The organism is Brucella sp. IR068 (assembly GCF_049065885.1).
Lineage (GTDB): Bacteria > Pseudomonadota > Alphaproteobacteria > Rhizobiales > Rhizobiaceae > Brucella > Brucella intermedia.
Window position 1 is genome coordinate 423,745 of sequence record NZ_JBAKHE010000001.1, and the last position, 21,935, is coordinate 445,679.

Consider the following 21,935-nt stretch of genomic DNA (forward strand, 5'->3'; position numbering starts at 1 on the left):
GGGACGCTGCTTTTCCATCCATAGGATTACCGTAGGCGAGGGCCGGTGGCCGCAAGCCGAACGGTCGAATTATGCCCTATCCCGTCCGAATGGAGATTTTCGTGAAACGACTTCTGATTACCGGTGCTGCGGGTGGACTGGGGCGCGTGATGCGCGAAAAGCTGGTCGGACAGGCCGAACTGTTGCGCCTTTCCGATGTTGTCGATATGGGCGAGGCCGGGCCCCATGAAGAGCTTGTGCAATGCGACCTTGGCGATCTGGATGCGGTCATGCGCCTTGTCGAGGGCTGTGACGGCATTCTGCATCTTGGCGGGATTTCCACCGAGGCGTCTTTCAGCAAGATACTGAACGCGAATATCGTCGGGATGTACAATCTCTACGAGGCAGCGCGGGCGCATGGCCGTCCGCGCATCATCTTCGCCAGTTCCAATCACACGATCGGTTTCTATCGACAGGACGAATATATCGACGCAAAGGCGCCCACGCGACCGGATGGCCTTTACGGCGTTTCAAAATGCTTTGGCGAGTCCATCGCCAGCCTCTATCACGACAAGTTCGGACAGGAGACGGCAATCGTTCGCATCGGTTCCTGTTTTGAGGAGCCGCGCAACCATCGCATGCTCTCCACCTGGATGTCGTATGACGATTTTGCCAGCCTGATCGAATGCGTTTTCCGGGCACCGATGCTGGGATGCCCCGTCATCTGGGGCGTTTCCAACAATGATTCGATGTGGTGGGATAACAGCCACGCCCGTTTCCTCGGCTGGCATCCGAAGGACAATGCCGAACGCTTCCGCGCCGGACTGGAGAACACGATCCCGCGGCCCGCGCCGGATTCCGCGCTCGCGGTCTACCAGGGCGGCGCATTTGTCGATGAGCCCATCCATCAGGACGACTGACGGACTTTTGCCCAAAGACGGATCATGTGAGAGAACGCGTATATTTTGCTTTACGTACCTCAAAACGAAAGCTAATCTTTTAATCGTGATGCTTTGGGAGGAGTTCACGTGCAGCCACAAACAGCGGCGAAAGCTTTGGAAAAGACTGGGCTGAAAAAGCGCCAGAAGCGGCGATTCGCCGTGGGCGGCTGCCTATGAGCGCGCCGGGAGAAGATGGCAGGCCAGCGCTGCTGGAGGCCGTGTCGCTTTCCAAGTCGTTCGGTCCCGTTCAGGTTCTGAAAAACATTGATCTGCGCATTTTCGGCGGCGAAGTCCACGCGATCATCGGTGAGAACGGTGCCGGAAAATCGACGCTGATGAAGCTGCTGGCGGGCAATGAGCGTCCGACGGGCGGAGAAATCCGCATTGACGGCAAGCCGGTGTCCTTCTCGGGGCCGGTCGAGGCCGAAGCGCAGGGCATCGTGCTCGTGCATCAGGAAATCCTGCTCGCACCCGATCTGACAGTCGCGCAGAACATTTATCTGGGCCGTGAACTGAACCGGGGCGTCGTCGTCGACGACAAGTCGATGCGCGAGGGCGCGCGCAAGGCCATCCGTGATCTTGGCGCCGATATCGACCCCGATACGGTCGTCGGCTCTCTGTCGATTGCACAGCGCCAGTTGGTCCAGATCGCCCGCGTGCTTCTGGTGCCGCATCGTGTTGTGATCTTCGATGAGCCGACCGCTTCGCTGACGCCTTTCGAGACGGAAGCGCTGCTGAAAGTCATTCGCGATATTCGCGCCAAGGGCGTAGCTGTCCTCTATATTTCGCATCGCCTGCCGGAAGTTAAGGAAATATCCGATCGTGTGACCGTGCTTCGTGACGGGAAGCTCGTTTCCGCGCATCTGGCTTCCGAATTGCAGCCATCCGATATGGCCCGCCTGATGGTTGGCCGCGATGTCGCAAAACTCTACCCTGACCGCGCAAGCCAGCATGACAACGCTGCCATTCTGGAAATCGAGAACTTCAGCGTGCCGGGTTACGTCCACAATGCGAGCTTTCACCTGAACCGGGGCGAAATACTCGGCTTTGCCGGGCTGGTTGGCGCAGGGCGCACGGAACTGATGGAAGGCATCGTCGGTCTGCGGCCCGGCAAGGGCGATGCGCGCCACAATGGAAATCCGGTTCATTTTCGCAATGCGCATGAAAGCCAGAAGGCGGGGATCGTTTATCTCAGCGAGGACCGCAAGGGCAAAGGGCTGCTGCTGACCAAGGACCTGGGTGTCAATCTGACGCTTGCGTCGCTGAAGAAATTCGTGCGCGGTTTGCAGATCGATCGCAACAGGGAACGCACCGCGCTTGATGATGCGATCCGCGAGTTCGATATTCGTACGGGCCGCAAGGACATTCTTGCAGGCCAGCTCTCGGGCGGAAACCAGCAGAAGCTGCTGCTCGCCAAGATGATGATGCTCGAACCGTCCATCGTCATCATCGATGAACCGACGCGCGGCATCGATGTCGGCACGAAGGAGCAGATTTATCAATTCATCGCCAATCTGGCCGATGAGGGGAAATCGATCATCGTCGTTTCGTCGGAAATGCCGGAACTGATCGGCATCTGCGACCGCATCGTCGTGATGCGGGAAGGGCGGGTCGCCGGCGAGGTATCCGGCGACCGCATGACGGAACATGGCATCGTCGTGCTTGCAACCGGCGTTGAAGCCGAAGACGCCGCATAAAAACAATAAAGTGGGAAATAGATGACACAGGTTGCGACCGATAAAAGCAGAGTGCCGAGGACGTCCAAGGATTGGGACTTGCGCGCAATTGCGCCTTTTGTAGCGCTCGCTTTGCTGCTTGTACTTGGTGCTATTGTTAGTCCGAATTTCATTGGCCTAGACAATTTGCTCAATGTCATGACACGCGCTGCATTTATCGCGATTATTGCAGTGGGCGCGACCTATGTTATCTCTTCAGGTTGTCTGGACCTGTCAGTAGGATCAATGGTGGCCTTTGTGGCGAGTTTGATGATCCTTTTCATCAATTCCGGCGTCATTGCCGACCCGGTCCTGCTGCTGCTGGTTGCCGTCCTGCTGGCTCTGGTACTTGGAGCAGCCTGCGGACTTCTGAACGGACTCATTACTACCGTTGGCGGAATTGAGCCTTTCATTGCTACGCTTGGAACCATGGGGATCTACAGAGGTTTGACGACCTGGCTGTCGCAGGGCGGCGCGATCACCCTTCGCAATTCCGAAGTTCAGGCCATGTATCGCCCGGTTTACTCTGGATACATAGCTGGCGTTCCGGTCCCCGTTATCTTCATCTTTGCGACGGCGGCGCTAGCAGCTTTTGTGCTTTATCGCACACGCTATGGCCGTCATTTGCTGGCGGCAGGTTCCAACGAAGATGTGGCGCGCTATTCCGGTATCTCGGTCAAGAAGGTGCGCACTATTGCTTATGTGGTGCAAGGGTTGTGCGTGGCTGTTGCGGTGCTGCTTTATGTACCGCGTCTCGGCTCCACCTCGGCCCAGACCGGCATGATGTGGGAACTGCATGCCATTACCGCTGTCGTCGTCGGCGGTACGCTGATGCGCGGTGGCGTAGGCCGTATCTGGGGGACGATCTGTGGTGCGTTCATACTGGAGTTCATCGGCAACATCATGATCCTGTCGAATTTCATCAGCGAGTATCTGCTGGGAGCCATTCAGGGCGCGATTATCATCATCGCCATGCTGGTGCAGCGTTCGCTGGCGCGGAGATAGGTTTTGGAGATTGGCGGGATTGGTGGGGCGATTCCAGCCAGAGAGGAATGAGAGCCCCGCGTTTACTGGGAGGAAGACTATGCGAGGGAATTTGATGAAGCTTGCTTTCGCCGCTCTGACGGCGGGGGCGCTGGCCTTTGGCGGCGCGGCAAGCGCTCAGGACAAGAAAGTGACGATCGGCGTGTCGATCCCGGCTGCCGACCACGGCTGGACGGCGGGCGTCGTCTATCACGCCGAACGCGTGGCGAAGCTCCTGATGGAAGAACATCCGGGCCTCAATGTCATCGTCAAGACATCGCCCGATGCGGCATCGCAGGCCAATGCGTTGCAGGATCTGGCCGTACAGGGCCTCGACGGGCTGGTCGTTCTGCCGACCGATCCCGATCCGCTCGTCAACGCCATCAAGGAGATCAAGGACAAGGGAACCTTTGTCGCTCTGGTCGACCGCGCGCCGAGCAGCAACGACAACACCATCCGCGATCTCTACGTCGCCGGCAACAACCCGGCGCTCGGACAGGTGGCTGGCGAATATATCAAGAAGACCACGCCCGACGCACAGGTCGTCGTCATTCGCGGTCTGCCGATCCCGATCGATCAGCAGCGTCAGGACGGTTTCGACAAGGGCATTGAAGGCTCCAACGTGAAGGTTCTGGATCGCCAGTATGGCAACTGGAACCGTGACGATGCCTTCCGCGTCATGCAGGATTTCCTGACCAAATATCCGAAGATCGATGTGGTCTGGGCACAGGATGACGACATGCTTGTCGGCGTTCTCGAAGCCATCAAGCAGGCGAACCGCTCCGACATTCAGTATGTGGTAGGCGGCGCAGGCTCCAAGGATATGATCAAGAAGGTCATGGACGGCGACAAGCTCGTGCCGGTCGATGTCCTCTATCCGCCAGCGATGGTTTCGACGGCGATGCAGCTTGCCGCCGGTCATTTCTACGACCAGATTCCGGTGAGCGGCAATTACATCCTCGATGCGACGCTCGTGACGAAGGATAACGCCAAGGACTTCTATTTCCCGGATTCGCCGTTCTAAGGTGAACAGATATCGTGCGCCTGCATGTGCGGGCGCACGCTTTTCTTTTTCAATCCCGAAATGCAGCGCGAAGCGCGCTCTCAAATTGCTCGATGCCGGTCGATGGCGGGGTCCGAGCATATTCAGGAGAAGTTTGATGAAGACGATCAAGGGGCCGGGCATTTTTCTCGGGCAGTTCGCAGGCGATGAAGCGCCGTTCAACACATGGGATGGCATCACCAAATGGGCCGCCGAAAAAGGCTATGCCGGGGTGCAGGTTCCCACATGGGCGAGCCAGCTGATCGATCTGAAAAAGGCTTCTGAATCGAAGGATTATTGTGACGAATTCGCCGGTGTGGCGCGTCAGAACGGTGTCGAAGTCACGGAGCTTTCGACCCACTTGCAGGGCCAGCTCGTCGCGGTGCACCCGGCCTATGACGAAGCTTTCGATGGCTTCGCGGTGCCCGAAGTGCGCGGCAATCCCAAGGCGCGCCAGCAATGGGCGGTTGAGCAGGTGAAGATGGCGATCCGTGCATCGCGCAACCTCGGCATCGGCGCGCATGCGACCTTTTCCGGTGCGCTGGCATGGCCCTTCATCTATCCATGGCCGCAGCGTCCTGCCGGTCTGGTGGAAACGGCATTTGAGGAACTCGCCCGCCGCTGGAAGCCGATCCTTGATCATGCCGATGAACACGGCGTCGATATCTGCTATGAAATCCATCCGGGCGAAGACCTGCACGACGGCGTGACCTTCGAGATGTTTCTGGAGCAGGTCAAAAACCACCCGCGGGCCAATATGCTCTATGACCCGTCCCATTATGTCCTGCAATGCCTCGATTATCTCGACAATATCGACATCTACAAGGACCGCATCAAGATGTTCCACGTCAAGGATGCGGAGTTCAATCCGACCGGACGGCAGGGCGTCTATGGCGGCTATCAGGGCTGGGTCAACCGGGCTGGTCGCTTCCGGTCGCTCGGTGACGGGCAGGTTGATTTCGGCGCGGTGTTCTCCAAGATGGCCGCGAACGATTTTGACGGCTGGGCCGTCGTCGAGTGGGAATGCGCGCTGAAGCACCCGGAAGACGGGGCACGCGAAGGCGCGGAGTTCGTCAAGGCGCACATCATCCGCGTGACCGACAAGGCATTTGACGATTTCGCATCCGGTGGCACCGACGACGCCGCCAACCGACGCATGCTTGGATTATGAGGACGCAATGACCATCGAAGCTAAAACCAAGGAAACCGCCGTTTCACGTATTCGTCTCGGCATGGTGGGCGGCGGCGCGGGCGCGTTCATCGGCGGCGTTCACCGCATGGCGGCGCGGCTCGACAACCGGTTTGAACTGGTGGCAGGCGCCTTGTCGTCGTCAGCGGAAAAGGCGCAGGCCTCGGGGCGTGAACTGGGGCTGGCCGAAGACCGCATCTATTCCAGCTACAAGGACATGGCCATTCGCGAGGCGCGCCTGAAAAACGGCATCGAAGCCGTTTCTATCGTGACGCCGAACCACATTCATTACGAAGCTGCCAAGGAGTTTTTGCGACGCGGCATCCATGTCATCTGCGACAAGCCGCTGACCTCGACCCTTGCCGATGCGAAGAAACTGAAGAAGGTCGCCGACGAAAGCGGCGCATTGTTCGTCCTGACGCATAATTATACCGGCTATCCGATGGTGCGGCAGGCGCGTGAGATGATCGCCAATGGCGAACTTGGCGATCTTCGCGTCGTACAGGTGGAATATGCGCAGGACTGGCTCACCGAAGCGGTTGAGGCAACCGGAGCCAAGGGGGCTGTCTGGCGCACCGATCCGGCGCAATCCGGTCTTGGCGGCGCAACGGGCGATATCGGCACACACGCCTTCAATCTCGCCTCCTTCGTGACCGGCCTCACGGTCGATAGTCTCGCTGCTGATCTCGACAGTTTTGTCGAGGGGCGTCGTCTGGACGACAATGCCCATGTGATGCTGCGTTTTGCAGGCGGGGCCAAGGGCATGCTCTGGTGCAGCCAGGTTGCGCCGGGCAATGAAAACGCTCTGCGCTTGCGTGTCTATGGCACAAAGGGCGGCATTGAATGGGCGCAGGAAGACCCAAACTATCTCTGGTTCACGCCTTTTGGGGAACAGAAGCGGCTTATCACGCGGGGCGGTGCAGGCGTTGGTAATGCTGCGACCCGCGTGACCCGTGTGCCGGGCGGCCATCCGGAAGGCTATCTGGAGGCTTTCGCCACCATTTATTCGGAAGCGGCCAATGCCATCGAGGCCCATCGCAATGGCAAGAAGCCGGATAGCGCCGTGATCTATCCGACCGTCGATGACGGTTTGAAGGGCGTTGCTTTCATCGATGCCTGTGTGCGCTCGTCGCAGAAAAACGGTGGGTGGGTCAAGCTTTAGAAATTGATAGGGGAATAAAGAAAGGGCGCCAGTGGCGCCCTTTTTTGTTTTCACCGCCTTGCCGGTTCAGACATACCGATTGACGACGTTTTCGAGATATTCCTGACGGCCAGATTTCGGCTGCGGATTGATGTCCTTCGCTTCGACTTCCGCCGTGATCTGGTCCAGCGAGAGGCCGGTCAGAAGTTTCTTGCCGAAATCGCCGTTCCAGCCCGCATAACGCTCATCGAGCGGCTTGGACAACGCGCCGTCCTCCAGCATTCCGGCGGCTGCCTTCAGCCCGCGTGCACAGCAATCCATGCCCCCGATATGGCCGATCAGCAGATCCTGCGGATCGAGCGACTGGCGGCGCAGCTTGGCGTCGAAATTCGTGCCGCCGGTCGTGAAGCCGCCTGCGAGCAGGACCTGATAATAGGCGAGCGCCATTTCCGGCACATTGTTTGGGAACTGGTCCGTGTCCCAGCCGGACTGGTAGTCATTTCGGTTCATATCGATGGAGCCGAAAATGCCAAGTGTGCGGGCAAGTGCCAGTTCATGCTCGAAGGAGTGACCAGCCAGAATGGCGTGGCCCTGCTCGATATTGAGCTTCACCTCGTTTTCGAGGCCATAGCGCTTCAGGAAGCCATAGACCGTCGCGACGTCGTAATCATATTGATGCTTGGTCGGCTCCTGGGGCTTCGGTTCGATCAGGATCGTACCCTTGAAGCCGATCTTGTGCTTGTACTCGACCACCAGATTGAGGAACCGCCCCATCTGGTCGAGTTCACGTCCAAGATCGGTGTTGAGCAGCGTTTCATAACCTTCGCGACCGCCCCACAGCACATAGTTCTCGCCGCCGAGCTGCTTGGTGGCATCGATGCAGCTTTTCACGGTCGCCGCGGCAAAGGCGAAGACGTCCGGGTCAGGATTGGTTGCGGCCCCGCTCATATAGCGGCGGTTGGAGAACAGGTTGGCCGTGCCCCAGAGAAGCTTTACGCCGGTTTCGGCCTGCTTCTTCTCGAAGATATCGACGATCTCGTTGAGATATCGGGTGTTTTCCGCAAAGTTGCGCCCCTCGGGCCGCACATCTGCATCGTGGAAGCAGTAATAGGGCGCGCCAAGCAGGGAAAAGAACTCGAAAGCCACGTCGGCCTTGAGTTTTGCCGCATCCAACTCGTTGGAATACCACGGGCGGTCGAAGGTGCGACCACCGAACGGATCGCCACCCTCCCAGGCAAAGCTGTGCCAGTAGGCGACCGCGAAGCGCAGATGATCTTCCATACGCTTGCCCAGCACGATCTCATTCGGATCATAGTGACGGAATGCCAGCGGGTTGTCGCTGTCCGGCCCCTCATACTTGATCTTCTGAATGTCGCCGAAAAATCCGGTGCTCATTGTGTCCTCCCGTTCGAATGTCGTCATGTCTGATTGGTTGAGGCAACGTCACTGACCGGCGAGGGCGTGAAGTGCCGGATAAAGGGCGCGATAGCGCTGATAGGCTTCCTCATAGGCCGGGATGAGGGCGGCTTCCGGCTCTATGGTTCGCTCGGTGCGCGGCGGCGTGCAGACAGCCAGCGGGTCTACGCCGGTAGCGGCGATGAGACCCAGCCGGGCAGCGCCGAAGGCTGCGCCGAAATCGCCTTCTTCCGGCAAGGCGATCGGCACATTCAACGCGGTTGCGATTGCCTTCAGCCAATAGGTGGAGCGGGAGCCGCCACCGACCGCTGTAAGGGAACTGATCTCGGTACCGGCAGACTGAAGCGCGGCGAGATTGTCGCGGATCGCGAAGGCAACGCCTTCCAGCACGGCTTGCGTCAGGGCGCGCTGATCGGATTCATGTTCCAGACCTGAAAACACGCCGCGTATCTTCGCATCGTTATACGGGGTGCGTTCACCCGACAGATAGGGCAGGAAGGTCGTGCTGCCCGGCGCATTGAGCCTGTCGCCGAGTTCCCTAACAAGCTCATGCGCCGTCTTTCCGACAAGCCGCGCATACCAGTCGAGCGCGCTTGCTGCGGACAGGATGACACCCATCTGGTGCCACGTATCGGGCAGGGCATGGCAGAAGGCATGAACCGCGCTTTCTGGCTTCGGCTGATAGGCGCCGTTTGCAGCAAACAGCACGCCTGATGTGCCGAGCGAAACGAAGGCGTGACCGGGTTTGACCGTGCCCATGCCGCAGGCCGATGCCGCATTATCGCCTGCACCGCCTGCGACAACCGGTAGTCCGGCAATGCCCCATTCGGCGGCCAGTTCCGCCCGCAGCCGTCCGGTTGCGTCCGTGCCTTCGGCAAGACGCGGCATCCGGCTTTCATCGAGGCCGGTCTTGTCCAGAAGTTCGCGCGACCAACGGCGTGCGCCGATGTCGAGCCAGCTTGTGCCCGCCGAATCCGACATGTCGGAGACATACTCGCCGGTCAGCCAGAGGCGAAGGTAATCCTTCGGCAGCAGCACCTTGCGGGTGCGTGCGAAAATATCGGGTTCGTTATTGGCAACCCAGACGATTTTGGGCGCGGTAAATCCCGGAAAGACAATATTGCCGGTGATGGCGCGAAAAGCCGGGTTGGCATCGAGTGCGGCTGCTTCGCGATAGCTGCGCGTGTCGTTCCATAGGATGCAGGGACGCAGTACCTGGTCCCGTTCGTCCAGCAAGGTAGCGCCATGCATCTGACCGGAAAGACCGATGCCGGCAATCGCCGAAAACTCCTTCGGATGGGCCGTGCGCAGGCCGTCAATCGCTGTCCGGCAGGCGTCGATCCAATGTGCGGGGTCCTGTTCGCTCCAGCCCGGATGGGGTCGCGAAACATCCAGTTCGCCATGGGCCGACCCGATGACGGTCTGTGCGTCATCGATCAACAGCGCCTTGACACCGGATGTTCCTAGATCGATCCCGAGATACATATTTGCTCCTGTTGGAAAGGCCTTGTCGCCTGCGCTTCAGTCGAGATGCGGCAGGTTGTCTTTGAGGAAAATTTCAATACGGATGTGCTCCTGTCCGGGCACGATAGCCAGACGATCGGCAGACGCCTTCAGAACCCTGATGGCGCTGCGGATTTCATGGCCCGCATCCTGCGCCAGCACAGCGTGGATGATGCCATCCGTCAGCGCCTTGGACGTCACGCTATCGCGCTCATGGGCGATGACGAGCGGCCGATTGGCGTTGTGCCTTGCCAGCGCCTTCACCAGACCGCTATTGCCTGCTCCGAGGCTGTAAATTCCGGCGATATCGCTGCGCTCGTCAAGCAACTCGGCTACGAGTTTCTCCACGCGCGGGCCCTCATCGAAGCCTTCCAGAACGGGCAATATCTCGCGGCCAGGAAAGTCCGCTTTCATGGCAGCGGTAAAACCTTCGAAACGTTCCTGATGGTCGCGGACCTTCAACGAACCGGCGACGACTGCAAGCGCGCCTTCGGTTCCGTTGGCGAAAAGTCCCAGAAGCCGCGCCGCCGTGCGTCCCGCCGCACCGTTGTCGACGCCGACATAATGCGTCCGCGTGGAATGCCCGAGATCGGATACGAGCGTGACGGCGTGGACGCCTTGCTCTCCCAATCGGTCGCAGGCTGCACGCACGGGGTCAGTATCGACCGCGACGAATGCTACGCCGTCAGGCTTGCGCGTGGCGCAATCATCCAGCGCCGCCACGAGCGCCGCTTCATCGAAGGCGGGGACAAGGACGAGATTGATCAGCACACGCTCGGCCAAGGCCCGTTCGGTCGCGGATTGCAGTTCCGCGCGCAGGCTCAGCATGAAAGTGTTTTCATTGTCCGGCAGAATAAAATCGAACTGATAAAGCCGTCCGCGAGCAAGGTTGGCAGCACCCACATCGCGGACATAGCCAAGCGTGTTCATCGCGGCCATGACCCGGTCGCGCGTCTTCGCTCTCACGCCCGGACGTTCGTTCAGCACACGGTCTACCGTGGCGAGGCTGACGCCCGCTGTTCTGGCTATATCATGGACTGTAGGTTTCATCCTCGCTCCTCGACGCGGACCATAAGATCAAAAATGAGGTACGTAAATCAAAAAATGCTTGCTATTCATTTTTCTTCACGTATCAATGGTGTTCGAGGATGGGGCAGTGTCGCTTTTGCAATGCTGTCCGATGGAGTGATCTTGGCGCGGGGCGCCTTCGGGAGGATCAGCCATTCAAGAAATAAGCAGCTCCAAAGTGGGCTGTTTTGTCGTGCCGAACTCCGGGGGCGGAATACGTTCGGGGGCGCGGATTGGTATCAGCCGGCAGCAAGCCGGTGTTGTTTGGAGGAGATTTGCATGAAACGTCGTAATTTTCTGACCGGCGCGTTGGTTGCTGCGGCTTTGGGCATCGGCGCCATGGCGGCGACGCCGGTCTATGCTTCGCCGGAAAATCCGGTTATCGGCTTTTCCATCGACGACCTGCGTGTCGAGCGCTGGGCGCGCGACCGCGACTATTTCATCGAAGCTGCCGAAAAGCTGGGCGCCAAGGTCAATGTGCAGTCGGCTGACGGCAATGAGGAAAAGCAGGTCAAGCAGGTTGAAAACCTGATTGCGCAGGGCGTTGACGCCATCGTCATCGTGCCGATGAACTCCAAGGTTTTCGACGCCGTCGTGGCTGACGCCAAGGCTTCCGGCATCAAGGTTCTTTCCTATGATCGCCTGATCCTCAATGCCGATATCGATGCCTATATTTCGTTCGACAATGAACGCGTCGGTTTCATGCAGGCGGAAGCGGTCCTGAAGGCCAAGCCGGAAGGCAATTATTATCTCCTCGGCGGCTCGCCGACGGATAACAACGCCAAGCTTCTCCGCGCCGGTCAGGAAAAGGCCCTCAAGGAAGCCATCGATTCCGGCAAGGTGAAGGTCATTGGCTCGCAGTGGGTCAAGGAATGGAGCCCGACGGAAGCGCTCTCCATCATGGAAAACGCGCTGACGGCTGCGCAGAACAAGATCGATGCGGTCGTCGCTTCGAACGACGGCACCGCCGGTGGCGCCATCCAGGCGCTTGCTGCGCAGGGACTGGCCGGAAAGACCGCCGTTTCCGGGCAGGACAGCGACCTTGCTGCCGTCAAGCGCCTGATCGACGGCACGCAGACCGTAACGGTCTACAAGCCGCTGAAGCTCATTGCTTCGGAAGCCGCCAAGCTGACAGTCCAGATGGTCAAGGGCGAAACGCCTGAATTCAATTCCAAGCTCGACAATGGCGGCAAGCAGGTCGACACGCTTCTGCTGACGCCGACCGCCGTGACCAAGGACAATATCGACATCTACGTTCAGGACGGCTTCTATACCAAGGAGCAGATCTACGGAAAGTAAGCCTTTCCGGCGGGTGTCGCCGGAGTTGCTCCGGTGAGCCAGCCCGATGTGAAACAGTGGGGCCGGAAGTCTGGAAATCATGATCCAGCTTCTGGCCTCGCCGACTTGTCGATGCTGTCGGTGACAGCGTTGTCTGGGAGGAGTTCCGCCGGAATGTCTCGAACCCGGCGGTCCATTCTCTACGTTACTGCAAGGTCATATGCGATGTCCGAATATCTTCTAGAGATGCGCAATATCGGTAAGGACTTCAACGGCGTGAAAGCGCTGGACGGAATTTACCTGAAAGTGCGCGCGGGCGAGTGTGTCGGCCTTTGCGGTGAGAACGGCGCAGGCAAATCCACGCTGATGAAAGTGCTTTCCGGCGTTTATCCCCATAGCACCTGGAGCGGGGAAATTCTCTGGGAAGGCCAGGAATTGAAGGCGACGGGCATCCGCGACACGGAGGCGGCGGGCATCGTCATCATCCATCAGGAACTCATGATGGTGCCGCATCTGTCGGTTGCGGAAAACATCTTTCTGGGATCAGAGCCGACAAGCGGAGGCTTTATCGATTACGACCAGATGAATGCGCGTGCGACGGAACTTCTGGCGCGGCTCAATATTCACGACATCAATGTCGCGCTTCCGGTCTACCACTATCCGGGCGGCAAGCAGCAATTGATCGAGATCGCCAAGGCCATCAACAAGAATGCGAAGCTGCTCATTCTCGACGAGCCGACATCGGCGTTGACGGCATCCGAAACGCGCGTCCTTCTCGATCTCATCAAGGACTTCAAGGCGCAAGGCATGGCCTGCGTCTATATCTCCCATAAGCTGGACGAAGTGGCAGAAATTTCCGATACGGTGACGGTCATCCGCGACGGGACGCATATCGGCACGAAGCCGATGGCGGAACTCACGACGCCAGCCATCATCACCATGATGGTGGGGCGCGAAATGAAAAACCTGTTTCCGCGCGAGCCGCATGATATTGGCGAGGTCATTTTCGAAGCGCGCAATATCAATTGCTGGGATGTGACGAACCCCGACCGCAAGGTGGTCGATAATGTTTCGTTCGCTCTTCGGCGCGGGGAAATCCTCGGCATTGCCGGGCTGGTTGGCGCGGGGCGGACGGAACTGGTGTCCAGCCTGTTCGGCGTCTGGCCAGGCGCTCATGACGGGCAGGTGTTCCTGGAGGGCCGGGCACTGAAGATCCGCACCCCGCGCGATGCGGTTCGACAAGGCATCTGCATGGTGCCGGAAGACCGCAAGAAGGATGGCATCCTGCCCATCATGCCGGTGGGCTACAATATGACGATCTCGGTGCTGGATCGGTTTTCCTTGCGCGGACTGCTCGACAAGGAAGCGGAACTGGCAACGATCCAGCGTGAAATTCTGCGTCTCAAGGTAAAGACTGCCGACCCAATGCTGGAAATCGCCTCGCTGTCGGGCGGCAACCAGCAGAAGGCCGTGCTGTCGAAAATGATGCTGCCGGACCCCAAGGTGCTCATTCTGGACGAGCCGACGCGGGGCGTCGATGTGGGCGCGAAATATGAAATCTACAAACTGATCTTCGCCCTTGCGAAGCAGGGCGTTGCGGTGCTGATGGTGTCATCCGAAATGCCGGAAGTTCTCGGCATCAGCGACCGTGTGCTCGTGATCGGCGAGGGCCGGCTGCGCGGGGATTTCCCCAATGAAAATCTGACCCAGGAGAAGGTGCTTGCCGCTGCAATCGGCAAGCCGACAAGCAATGCGGCCTGATCCGCGATCAACTCTTTGTTTTCACGCATTTCCGGGCGCAAGAACCTGTCTCGTCTTCGCTGGAAATGCTCAAAATATGACCGGTGCATGATATGACGATGACGGGCAAAAGCCTTCGAAAGTTTCTGGCGGAATACAAGATCGTCGCTCTGTTGATCGTGGTTGCGCTCATATGGGCATTTTTCGCGATCCTCACCTATGATCCCGAAATGGGGCGATCGCAGTTCCTGACCGCACGCAATTTCTCCAACCTTCTGCGCCAGATGGCGATCACCGGAATGCTCGCATCCGCGATGGTGTTCGTCATCGTTGCCGGGGAAATCGATCTTTCGGTCGGGGCGCTTCTGGGGCTCCTTGGCGGCATTGCCGCCGTCCTCGATGTGCTCCTTGGATGGCCGTTATGGGCGACGATCATTACGGTATTGGTGCTCGGCGTGGCGCTCGGCGCGTTCAATGGCTGGCTGACTGCCTATCTCGGCATACCGTCCTTCATCGTCACGCTTGGTGGCCAGCTTGTCTTTCGCGGCATCGTGCTGGGCATCATGGGCGGCGTCACCATCGCGCCGATCTCGCCGGGATTCAAATATATCGGGCAAGGCTATCTGCCGGGCTGGCTTGGCAATCTCTGCGCCATTGCGCTGTTTGGCGTGCTTATCCTGATGACGCTGCGCACGCGAGCCAGCAAACGCAAGCATAATCTTCAGTTGCTTTCATCCGGCATGGAAGTCGCGAGGCTTCTTGGCATCGGCGTCCTGATCCTTGGCTTCATCCTGATCCTCAACAGCTATCAGGGTGTGCCGGTTCCGGTCTTGATCCTGCTGGTGATCCTCGGTGTCTTCACCGTGATCGCAAAACAGACCGTGTTCGGTCGCCACATCTATGCGGTCGGCTCCAACACAGAAGCGACGCGCTTTTCCGGCGTGAATGTCAATTTCGTCAAGATGGCCGTCTTCGCGCTGATGGGGCTGATGGCGGCGGTGGCCGGCCTGACGACGACCTCCCGCCTTGCAGCGGGTACGCCATCGGCGGGCATGGGCGGCGAACTCGACGCCATCGCTTCCTGCTTCATCGGCGGCACGTCCATGCGCGGCGGCGTAGGCTCCGTGCTCGGCGCATTGGTCGGCGCGCTCATCATGTCGAGCCTCGACAATGGCATGTCCATGCTCGGCGTCGATACGTTCTGGCAGCAGATCATCAAGGGCAGCATTCTTGTTCTGGCTGTCTATCTCGACATCGTATCCTCAGGCGCGCGGCGCGGATGAATTCAGGCGCATCATGATTTGATGCGCCTGAAACAACAATTTTTGCCTGAACAGGAAATGCGCTAACCGCGCTTGAGCGGTTCCAGTCCTAACAGAATGGCCAGAACCGCTCTAACTATTTGTTTTATCGCATTATCCAACGCAAAACCGTTTCACATTTTTGCTGGAAATGCTCTAACCTTCCTCCACGAATACTTCGTCGCGCTTCTTGCGTACCGATGGAAGCAGCACGACCACGAGAACGGCTGCCGCTATGGCAAGCAGAATGGCGCTGATCGGTCGGGTGAAGAAAGTTGCCGGGTCTCCGCGAGACAGGATCATGGCGCGCCGCAGATGTTCCTCCAGCAATGGGCCGAGAACGAAACCGAGCAGCAGGGGAGCCGGTTCGCAACGCAGCTTGGCCAGCAGGTAGCCGATGAATCCGAAGAATGCGACCGCATAGAGGTCGTAGACATTCGAATTCACACTATAAACCCCGATTGAACAGAACGTCATGATAATCGGGAAAAGCACATAATAAGGAACGGTCAGAAGCTTTACCCAGAGGCCGATCAGCGGCAAATTCAGGACGATGAGCATAAGGTTGCCGATCCACATGGACGCAATCACGCCCCAGAACAGGGCAGGCTGTTCCGTCGCGACATTCGGCCCCGGCACAATGCCCTGGATAATCATGGCGCCTATCATAAGTGCCATCACCGGATTGGCAGGAATGCCCAGCGTCAACATGGGAATGAACGATGTCTGCGCCCCGGCATTGTTGGCGGATTCCGGTCCCGCAACGCCTGCGATAGCACCTTTTCCGAATTCTTCGGGCGTGCTGGAAATGCGTTTTTCGACCGTATAGGAAGCAAAGGACGCGAGAATGGCACCGCCTCCGGGCAGAATGCCAAGCGCCGAGCCGATGACGGTTCCGCGCAGGATTGGTGCCGTCATGCGTTTGAAATCGTCGCGTGTTGGCATCAGTCCTGTGACCTTTGCCATCAGCACTTCGCGCGTATGTTCGCTTTCGAGATTGCGCAGGATTTCGGCAATGCCGAACACGCCTACGGCAACGGCAACGAAATTAAGCCCGTCTGCATATTCCGTGATACCGAGCGTGAAACGCGGCGCTCCCGTGTAGATGTCGGTGCCGACAAGACCGAGCAGGAGGCCCAGGACGACCATCGCCAGTGCCTTGACAATGGAGCCATGCGCCAGTGCCACGGACGATACCAGACCCACAACCATGAGCGAAAAATATTCAGCCGAGCCGAATTTAAGCGCGATTTCAGTCAGTGGCGGAGCGAACACCGCTACCAGAAATGTCGAGACAGTGCCCGCAAAGAATGAACCGATTGCCGCGATGGCAAGTGCGGCGCCAGCCCGTCCGCGTCGCGCCATCTGGTAGCCGTCAATGGCCGTGACGGCGGATGAAGATTCACCCGGCATGTTGATGAGGATAGCGGTCGTCGACCCGCCATATTGGGCGCCGTAATAAATACCGGCGAGCATGATCAATGCCGAAACCGGATCGCCGATCTGGAACGTGACCGGGAGAAGCATGGCAATTGTCGCTGTCGCCCCGATACCGGGCAATACGCCGATCAAGGTGCCGAGCAATACGCCGATCAGGCAGAAGCCGAGATTTGCAAGCGTCGATGCGGTGGAGAAACCAAGCGCAAGATTGCTGAAAAGTTCCATGTCGGCCTCCTAGAACGGCCACCACGGCCCGAAACGCTGGTACGGCAGCGCGAGGGCGTAGCTGAACACGATGACGGAGAAGACAGTGATTGCAGCCGCAAGAACCAGTGCTGCTAGCGGCTTCATGCGCATCGAGGCGAAAGAGGCAATGAGGCAGGTCAGGAACAATGACGGTATGAAACCGAGGCCGCGTACCGTGAGGCCGAAGAATATGGGTGCAGGCAGAATGAAGAACAGACCGCGCCATGCGATCGGACCCATTGGCTCACCGGAGACGCGCGTCGCCTGGATAAGTATGACCAGTCCAAGAAGGACTAGTACGCCTGAGAGAACAAGCGGGAAATATCCCGGTCCCATGCGCAGCGATGTGCCCAAGTCCAGACCCAGCGCCTGATAGGCGAAAAAGGCGCCGGTCAGTGTGAGAAGGGCACCGCATAATCCGTTGGTCGGATCGATAGAAAATTTCCTTGAGGGCTCATTCATGGGCTAATCATCTTTCGGATTTGCCGTTGAAAGGGCTATGCCGGGGGCTCGGCATGTGAATGGGATCAGCTATCCCGAGGCTGCGGTTGCGAGGCGGCCTCAGGACATGACAATCAAGGCGCGCCAGATTGCGCACCTTGATTGAGGGCCGCGACGTCAGTCCGCGTATTGTCCGGCAGCCTCGATGATGGGCTTCCAGCGTGCGACTTCGGATTCCAGCTTTGCCTTCAGCGCGGCAGGCGTCGCGTCGGATTCCGATGACGGCTTTGTGCCGAGTTCGGCGAAGCGGGCAACCACATTCGGGTCTTTCAGGGCCAGTTGGAGCGATTTCGACAGCCGCTCGGTGATTGCTGCCGGGGTTCCCTTGGGGGCGTAAATGCCGTGCCAGATGCCCACTTCCATGCCGTCAAGCCCGGCTTCCTTGGTCGTGGGAAGGTCTTTCAGCACGTCCAGACGTTCGGGCGAGGTGACGGCATAGGCCTTGATCGTGCCTGCCTGAATCTGCTTGGTCGTGTTTGTGGTCTGGTCACACATGATATCGACCTGTCCGCCGAGCAGGTCAGTCATGGCGGGGCCGGTTCCCTTGTATGGAACCGTGACGAGCGGAGTTTCAATAGCGCTCATGAACAGCATGCCGCAAAGATGCGAGGCAGCCCCGATGCCCGCATTGGCGACGGTTACGGTATCCTTGTTGGCCTTGGCATATTCGACCAGCCCCTTCAGATCGGTCGGCTCAAGGTCCTTGCGCGCAACGATGGTCATCGGAACTTCCGTAACCAGCCCGACATATTCGAAGCCGTTCAATGTGTCATAGGCAAGCTTGCGATAGAGAGTGGCGCTTGTGGCCATGCCGATATGGTGAAGCAGGAGCGTATAGCCATCCGGGTCCGCGGTTGCGACGCGCCCGGCGCCAAGTGTTCCGCCCGCGCCGCCCACATTTTCGACGATGACCTGCTGGCCAAGGTCCTTGGACATGGATTCCGCGACAAGACGCGTCACGGTGTCGGTAGGCCCGCCTGCCGCAAAAGGCACGACCATGGTAATCGTCCGTTCAGGATAGTTTTGTGCCTGTGCGGTGAAAGTTGCAGCGGAAATGGCAAGTGTCGTCGCCAGAGCGGCGATAGTCTTCATCATAGCGTCCTCCCAGACTATGTTGCGGCGGGCGAGCCCGTATTCTGAATTCAGTTCCCCACGCCTCTTTGGGCGCTTCGGGCAATCAGATGCGATATTATCAGGTCACTGCAGTAATCGCTTCCGCACCGGACTTGCTCTTGAATCGGCAATGATTTCCGGCGCGCTTCAAACAGAATGTAGATGCAACCCGGCGGCTTGCCAATGCCTGAGCTTCAACGAAAGCGCTTATACTACCAAAGTCTGGGTAGCTCGCTCTTCGGCCAGATGGTCGACGAGGGATCTGGCGGCGGCGGTCAGTTCCTCACGGGACCGCACGGCGATTACAAGATTTCTTCTGGCCCAGGCATCGGAGATCGCAACAGTCGCGATTGGCAGCGTCTTTCTGAGACGTTGGGCGGCTGTCTGCGGAATGATTGCAATCCCGGCACCGGCAGCCACCATGTGGCCGACTCCTTCAAACGTGCGAAGCCTCGTCCTGATTTTGAGCCTGCCGCCCAGACGGCTCGCCTGGCTCTCGATGTGCTCCTGCAAGGCACCGGCTGAAAGGCCGATGAATTGCTCCTGCAGGATATCCGGAAAACTCACCCGCCTATAGCTGGCGAGAAGATGGTGCTTGGCCGTGATCAGCACCAGTTGATCTTTAGCAAACGGAATCCTTTCCAGACCGGTTGCGTCTGCCGCGTCCGATAATATCCCGATCTCGACAAATCCGCGCAGGACGGCCCGGGCAATATCGGTGCTCTGCCGTTCCTTCAACTCCACATCGATGCGCGGATTTTCTGCCATCCAGACGGCGAGTTTTGCCGGAAGATACTCCGTAATCGCCGCCGTATTGGCCGCAACACGGATTGCTGTACGCATGGCTTTGGCATGCAAACCCAATTCGCTATGCATATCCGCCATCTGCCGCATCACTGTTCTGGCATGATGGACAAGGGCTTCGCCCGCTTCAGTCAAGGTTACGCCCCGCCGCCCGCGCTCCAGAAGCATAACCTGTCCCGCCGCTTCCATATCGCGCAGACGCTCGCTTGCCGCTGGAAGCGAGAGGCCTACTTCCGCCGCGCCATGGGTGATGCTGCCGGTGTCGGCTACCGCAAGGAAGAGGCGAAGGTCGGTAAGATCAAAGCGCATGCGCGATACTAGCGCGAATCCTGCCTATGGGAAAGCCGAAGGCTGGATGAGGAACTTCCGCATTCCGCCCGCTGGCCAGGTCGCTATAGCAGGGACATGACTTATTCCTTCTCCCTGATCCTCACGATTGCGATTACGTTTCTCTGCGCCGGCTTCGTCAAAGGCGTGACCGGAATGGGACTGCCAACCGTCGCGATGGGCATATTGGGCGCGCTCATATCTCCGCTCGCAGCCGCGAGCCTGCTGATTATTCCCTCCTTCGTCACCAATCTGTGGCAGTTGGTGGCGGGGCCGAGTTTCGGCGCGCTCATGCTTCGCCTTTGGAGCATGATGCTGGCAATTGTGGTGGGGACCATCGCAGGAACCGCGGTTCTGGTCGGCGGAAATATTGCAATCACCACATCGATGCTGGGTTTCTCGCTCGTCGTCTATGCAGCCTATACGTTATTGGCCCGCCAGCTACAGGTGCCGGAAAAGCTCGAGCGTTTGCTATCCCCTGTCATCGGCCTCCTGACGGGATTGATTGCAGGTGCCACGGGAATATTTGTCATTCCGGCAGTGCCCTATCTGAGTTCTCTGGGGCTCAGAAAAGAAGATCTGGTGCAGTCGCTGGGGCTTTCCTTCACTGTTTCGACTGCCGCACTGGGCGTTGGGCTTTCAAGCAGGCAGGCCTATTCGGGCGATCTCCTGTTGATCTCCGTCCTGGCCATCGTTCCCGCACTGGCCGGGATGTTCCTCGGGCAATTCTTTCGCCGCAAAATCCGGCCGGAAAGCTTTCGTCGTTGGTTTCTGATAGGCCTCATGGTCCTCGGACTTGAAATGGCATTGAGACCATTGTTCTCGTTAAGTTGATGAACGGAGAAGGATTTTTCCGTTCCTGCAAGCTGATACGGATTTGCTTTCTTGTTCGAATCCGGCAAGGGCAGGATATTGTCTCACCCCCAAGAGAATAGCCTTCAGCTTCAACGGTTTTTGCTGAAGCCTCCCTATCATCGGCCTGATTGACGGAATGACCCAAAGAGATACCGAACCAAACCAGTCGCGCGCTTTCCGGCTGTTCAAGCCGGTTCTTGCCGGCGCTACGCTGCGGGAACGATCCATTGCCTGCCTCGGCGCCCTGATCGGTATTACGCTGACCGGGTTCATATCGAGCATGTTGCTGGGAAACGGGCCGCATCTGCCTTTGATCGTAGCACCGATCGGCGCTTCGGCAGTTCTGCTCTTTGCCGTTCCGACCAGCCCGCTGGCCCAGCCCTGGTCGATCATCGGCGGCAACACGATTTCGGCCTTCGTCGGTTTGGCCGTCACGCAGTTTGTCGATGATCCGGCGCTGGCAATCGGCCTTGGCGTGGCTCTGGCCATCGCTGCCATGTCCGTCACCCGCAGCCTTCATCCGCCCGGCGGCGCAGCGGCGCTGACCGCGGTTCTGGGGGGATCGGCGGTCGCCAAATGGGGCTTGCTGTTCCCGTTGGTGCCGGTTGCGCTGAATTCCTGCCTTCTTGTCGGACTGGGGATCCTGTTTCACAAACTGTCGCGCCGGAAATATCCGCATGTGGTTGCTGCCGCGCCGGTTAACAAGCACAGCACGGAAGACCTGCCGCCTTCGGTCCGCATGGGCATCCGCGAGGAAGATATCGACCGCGCCTTGTTGGCGTTGGATGAAAGCTTCGATATTGATCGCAACGATCTCGGACGTCTGCTGCGGCAGGTGGAGCTTGAAGTGTCCACTCGCTCGCGCGGGGACCTGACATGCGCCGATATCATGTCGCGGGATGTCGTCAGTATCGACGAAGGTGCAACCGCCAGCCAGGCGCGCGAGCTGATCCTGCGGCACAATCTGCTGACGCTGCCCGTGCGCACATCGGATGGGCGCCTGAAAGGCGTGATCGGTTTGCGCGAGTTGATGCATCCAGGCGATGATTTCAGAAACTACATCGTGGAGGCTCCCACCGCATCACAGTCTGATCCGGTGATGAGCCTCGTGCCGAGCCTCACCGATGGACTGGCGCATGCCGTCGTGGTCATCGACGAAATGCGCCGCATCATCGGGCTCGTATCGCAAAGCGATCTTCTGAGCACGCTTGCGCGTTCGCGTCCCAATGAAAAGCTGGTGCCTTTGAGAGCGGCATGATCGGCTGGCCCGTGCTTCCCTATTGAATTGGAACGGTTTTCCGGGCAGGGTTTGC

18 protein-coding genes are annotated in these 21,935 nt (G+C 58.7%); 11 read left to right on the top strand and 7 right to left on the bottom strand.

Annotation, left to right across the window (positions count from 1 at the left end):
* Positions 1 to 101 precede the first annotated feature (101 nt).
* From ACOWVS_RS02005 to ACOWVS_RS02030, 6 genes are all read left to right on the top strand, one after another.
* Positions 102 to 899 carry an NAD-dependent epimerase/dehydratase family protein gene (locus ACOWVS_RS02005; protein WP_075041577.1) on the top strand — a complete coding sequence of 266 codons (798 nt, stop codon included), beginning with the start codon at positions 102 to 104 and terminating at the stop codon, positions 897 to 899.
* Between the two features lie 194 nt (positions 900 to 1,093).
* Entirely contained in the window at positions 1,094 to 2,617 is a 1,524-nt protein-coding gene (locus tag ACOWVS_RS02010; RefSeq protein WP_063620453.1) for a sugar ABC transporter ATP-binding protein, read from the top strand.
* 21 nt (positions 2,618 to 2,638) lie between these two features.
* Positions 2,639 to 3,640: an ABC transporter permease gene (locus ACOWVS_RS02015; RefSeq protein WP_063620452.1), complete on the top strand. Its 1,002-nt coding sequence runs from the start codon at positions 2,639 to 2,641 to the stop codon at positions 3,638 to 3,640.
* A gap of 79 nt (positions 3,641 to 3,719) precedes the next feature.
* On the top strand, positions 3,720 to 4,682 hold the full coding sequence (locus tag ACOWVS_RS02020) for a substrate-binding domain-containing protein (RefSeq protein WP_006470336.1): 963 nt from the start codon (positions 3,720 to 3,722) through the stop codon (positions 4,680 to 4,682).
* A gap of 136 nt (positions 4,683 to 4,818) precedes the next feature.
* On the top strand, positions 4,819 to 5,871 hold the full coding sequence (locus ACOWVS_RS02025; protein ID WP_075041486.1) for a sugar phosphate isomerase/epimerase family protein: 1,053 nt from the start codon (positions 4,819 to 4,821) through the stop codon (positions 5,869 to 5,871).
* 7 nt (positions 5,872 to 5,878) lie between these two features.
* Positions 5,879 to 7,051, top strand: a complete 1,173-nt coding sequence (locus ACOWVS_RS02030; protein ID WP_075041485.1) for a Gfo/Idh/MocA family protein — start codon at positions 5,879 to 5,881, stop codon at positions 7,049 to 7,051.
* Positions 7,052 to 7,117: 66 nt separating this feature from the next.
* Here the strand turns inward: ACOWVS_RS02030 and xylA are convergent, their stop codons facing one another.
* From xylA to ACOWVS_RS02045, 3 genes are read right to left on the bottom strand one after another with little or no spacing between them, the layout of a single operon-like run.
* Positions 7,118 to 8,425, bottom strand: a complete 1,308-nt coding sequence (xylA, locus tag ACOWVS_RS02035; protein WP_075041484.1) for a xylose isomerase — start codon at positions 8,423 to 8,425, stop codon at positions 7,118 to 7,120.
* A 48-nt stretch (positions 8,426 to 8,473) separates the two neighbouring features.
* Positions 8,474 to 9,931 (bottom strand): xylulokinase, encoded by a 1,458-nt coding sequence (xylB, locus tag ACOWVS_RS02040; RefSeq protein WP_075041483.1) that lies wholly within the window; start codon positions 9,929 to 9,931, stop codon positions 8,474 to 8,476.
* Positions 9,932 to 9,967: 36 nt separating this feature from the next.
* A complete protein-coding gene (locus ACOWVS_RS02045; protein ID WP_075041482.1) occupies positions 9,968 to 10,999 on the bottom strand; it encodes a LacI family DNA-binding transcriptional regulator in 1,032 nt (343 codons plus the stop codon).
* Positions 11,000 to 11,296: 297 nt separating this feature from the next.
* Between ACOWVS_RS02045 and xylF the strand changes: the two genes are divergently transcribed.
* The 3 genes from xylF to ACOWVS_RS02060 all read left to right on the top strand — a co-directional run bounded on the left by xylF (position 11,297) and on the right by ACOWVS_RS02060 (position 15,318).
* Positions 11,297 to 12,316 (top strand): D-xylose ABC transporter substrate-binding protein, encoded by a 1,020-nt coding sequence (gene xylF, locus ACOWVS_RS02050; protein WP_075041481.1) that lies wholly within the window; start codon positions 11,297 to 11,299, stop codon positions 12,314 to 12,316.
* A 204-nt stretch (positions 12,317 to 12,520) separates the two neighbouring features.
* On the top strand, positions 12,521 to 14,056 hold the full coding sequence (locus ACOWVS_RS02055; protein WP_021585500.1) for a xylose ABC transporter ATP-binding protein: 1,536 nt from the start codon (positions 12,521 to 12,523) through the stop codon (positions 14,054 to 14,056).
* Positions 14,057 to 14,148: 92 nt separating this feature from the next.
* Positions 14,149 to 15,318, top strand: a complete 1,170-nt coding sequence (locus ACOWVS_RS02060; RefSeq protein WP_021585499.1) for a sugar ABC transporter permease — start codon at positions 14,149 to 14,151, stop codon at positions 15,316 to 15,318.
* 174 nt (positions 15,319 to 15,492) lie between these two features.
* On the opposite strand, the gene ACOWVS_RS02065 is transcribed toward ACOWVS_RS02060, so the two are convergent.
* The 4 genes from ACOWVS_RS02065 to ACOWVS_RS02080 form a co-directional block, all read right to left on the bottom strand.
* A complete protein-coding gene (locus ACOWVS_RS02065; RefSeq protein WP_006468677.1) occupies positions 15,493 to 17,001 on the bottom strand; it encodes a tripartite tricarboxylate transporter permease in 1,509 nt (502 codons plus the stop codon).
* Positions 17,002 to 17,010: 9 nt separating this feature from the next.
* Positions 17,011 to 17,484 carry a tripartite tricarboxylate transporter TctB family protein gene (locus tag ACOWVS_RS02070; protein WP_006468678.1) on the bottom strand — a complete coding sequence of 158 codons (474 nt, stop codon included), beginning with the start codon at positions 17,482 to 17,484 and terminating at the stop codon, positions 17,011 to 17,013.
* A gap of 156 nt (positions 17,485 to 17,640) precedes the next feature.
* On the bottom strand, positions 17,641 to 18,618 hold the full coding sequence (locus tag ACOWVS_RS02075) for a tripartite tricarboxylate transporter substrate-binding protein (RefSeq protein WP_006468679.1): 978 nt from the start codon (positions 18,616 to 18,618) through the stop codon (positions 17,641 to 17,643).
* A 225-nt stretch (positions 18,619 to 18,843) separates the two neighbouring features.
* Positions 18,844 to 19,749, bottom strand: coding sequence for a LysR family transcriptional regulator (locus tag ACOWVS_RS02080; RefSeq protein WP_021585684.1), 906 nt, complete (start codon positions 19,747 to 19,749; stop codon positions 18,844 to 18,846).
* 96 nt (positions 19,750 to 19,845) lie between these two features.
* Here ACOWVS_RS02080 and ACOWVS_RS02085 point away from each other — a divergent pair, with 96 nt between their 5' ends.
* Complete coding sequence (locus ACOWVS_RS02085; protein ID WP_021585683.1) at positions 19,846 to 20,601, top strand: sulfite exporter TauE/SafE family protein; 756 nt, start codon at positions 19,846 to 19,848, stop codon at positions 20,599 to 20,601.
* Positions 20,602 to 20,758: 157 nt separating this feature from the next.
* Positions 20,759 to 21,880, top strand: coding sequence for an HPP family protein (locus ACOWVS_RS02090; protein ID WP_025092036.1), 1,122 nt, complete (start codon positions 20,759 to 20,761; stop codon positions 21,878 to 21,880).
* Positions 21,881 to 21,935: the final 55 nt, after the last annotated feature.

Excerpts from the sequence above, each read along its gene's own strand:
- ACOWVS_RS02010 (WP_063620453.1), top strand. The coding sequence starts at position 1,094 with ATGAGCGCGCCGGGAGAAGATGGCAGGCCAGCGCTGCTGGAGGCCGTG.
- ACOWVS_RS02015 (WP_063620452.1), top strand. The coding sequence starts at position 2,639 with ATGACACAGGTTGCGACCGATAAAAGCAGAGTGCCGAGGACGTCCAAG.
- ACOWVS_RS02020 (WP_006470336.1), top strand. The coding sequence starts at position 3,720 with ATGCGAGGGAATTTGATGAAGCTTGCTTTCGCCGCTCTGACGGCGGGG.
- ACOWVS_RS02025 (WP_075041486.1), top strand. The coding sequence starts at position 4,819 with ATGAAGACGATCAAGGGGCCGGGCATTTTTCTCGGGCAGTTCGCAGGC.
- ACOWVS_RS02030 (WP_075041485.1), top strand. The coding sequence starts at position 5,879 with ATGACCATCGAAGCTAAAACCAAGGAAACCGCCGTTTCACGTATTCGT.
- xylA (WP_075041484.1), bottom strand. The coding sequence starts at position 8,425 with ATGAGCACCGGATTTTTCGGCGACATTCAGAAGATCAAGTATGAGGGG.
- xylB (WP_075041483.1), bottom strand. The coding sequence starts at position 9,931 with ATGTATCTCGGGATCGATCTAGGAACATCCGGTGTCAAGGCGCTGTTG.
- ACOWVS_RS02045 (WP_075041482.1), bottom strand. The coding sequence starts at position 10,999 with ATGAAACCTACAGTCCATGATATAGCCAGAACAGCGGGCGTCAGCCTC.
- xylF (WP_075041481.1), top strand. The coding sequence starts at position 11,297 with ATGAAACGTCGTAATTTTCTGACCGGCGCGTTGGTTGCTGCGGCTTTG.
- ACOWVS_RS02055 (WP_021585500.1), top strand. The coding sequence starts at position 12,521 with ATGTCCGAATATCTTCTAGAGATGCGCAATATCGGTAAGGACTTCAAC.
- ACOWVS_RS02060 (WP_021585499.1), top strand. The coding sequence starts at position 14,149 with ATGACGATGACGGGCAAAAGCCTTCGAAAGTTTCTGGCGGAATACAAG.
- ACOWVS_RS02065 (WP_006468677.1), bottom strand. The coding sequence starts at position 17,001 with ATGGAACTTTTCAGCAATCTTGCGCTTGGTTTCTCCACCGCATCGACG.
- ACOWVS_RS02070 (WP_006468678.1), bottom strand. The coding sequence starts at position 17,484 with ATGAATGAGCCCTCAAGGAAATTTTCTATCGATCCGACCAACGGATTA.
- ACOWVS_RS02075 (WP_006468679.1), bottom strand. The coding sequence starts at position 18,618 with ATGATGAAGACTATCGCCGCTCTGGCGACGACACTTGCCATTTCCGCT.
- ACOWVS_RS02080 (WP_021585684.1), bottom strand. The coding sequence starts at position 19,749 with ATGCGCTTTGATCTTACCGACCTTCGCCTCTTCCTTGCGGTAGCCGAC.
- ACOWVS_RS02085 (WP_021585683.1), top strand. The coding sequence starts at position 19,846 with ATGACTTATTCCTTCTCCCTGATCCTCACGATTGCGATTACGTTTCTC.
- ACOWVS_RS02090 (WP_025092036.1), top strand. The coding sequence starts at position 20,759 with ATGACCCAAAGAGATACCGAACCAAACCAGTCGCGCGCTTTCCGGCTG.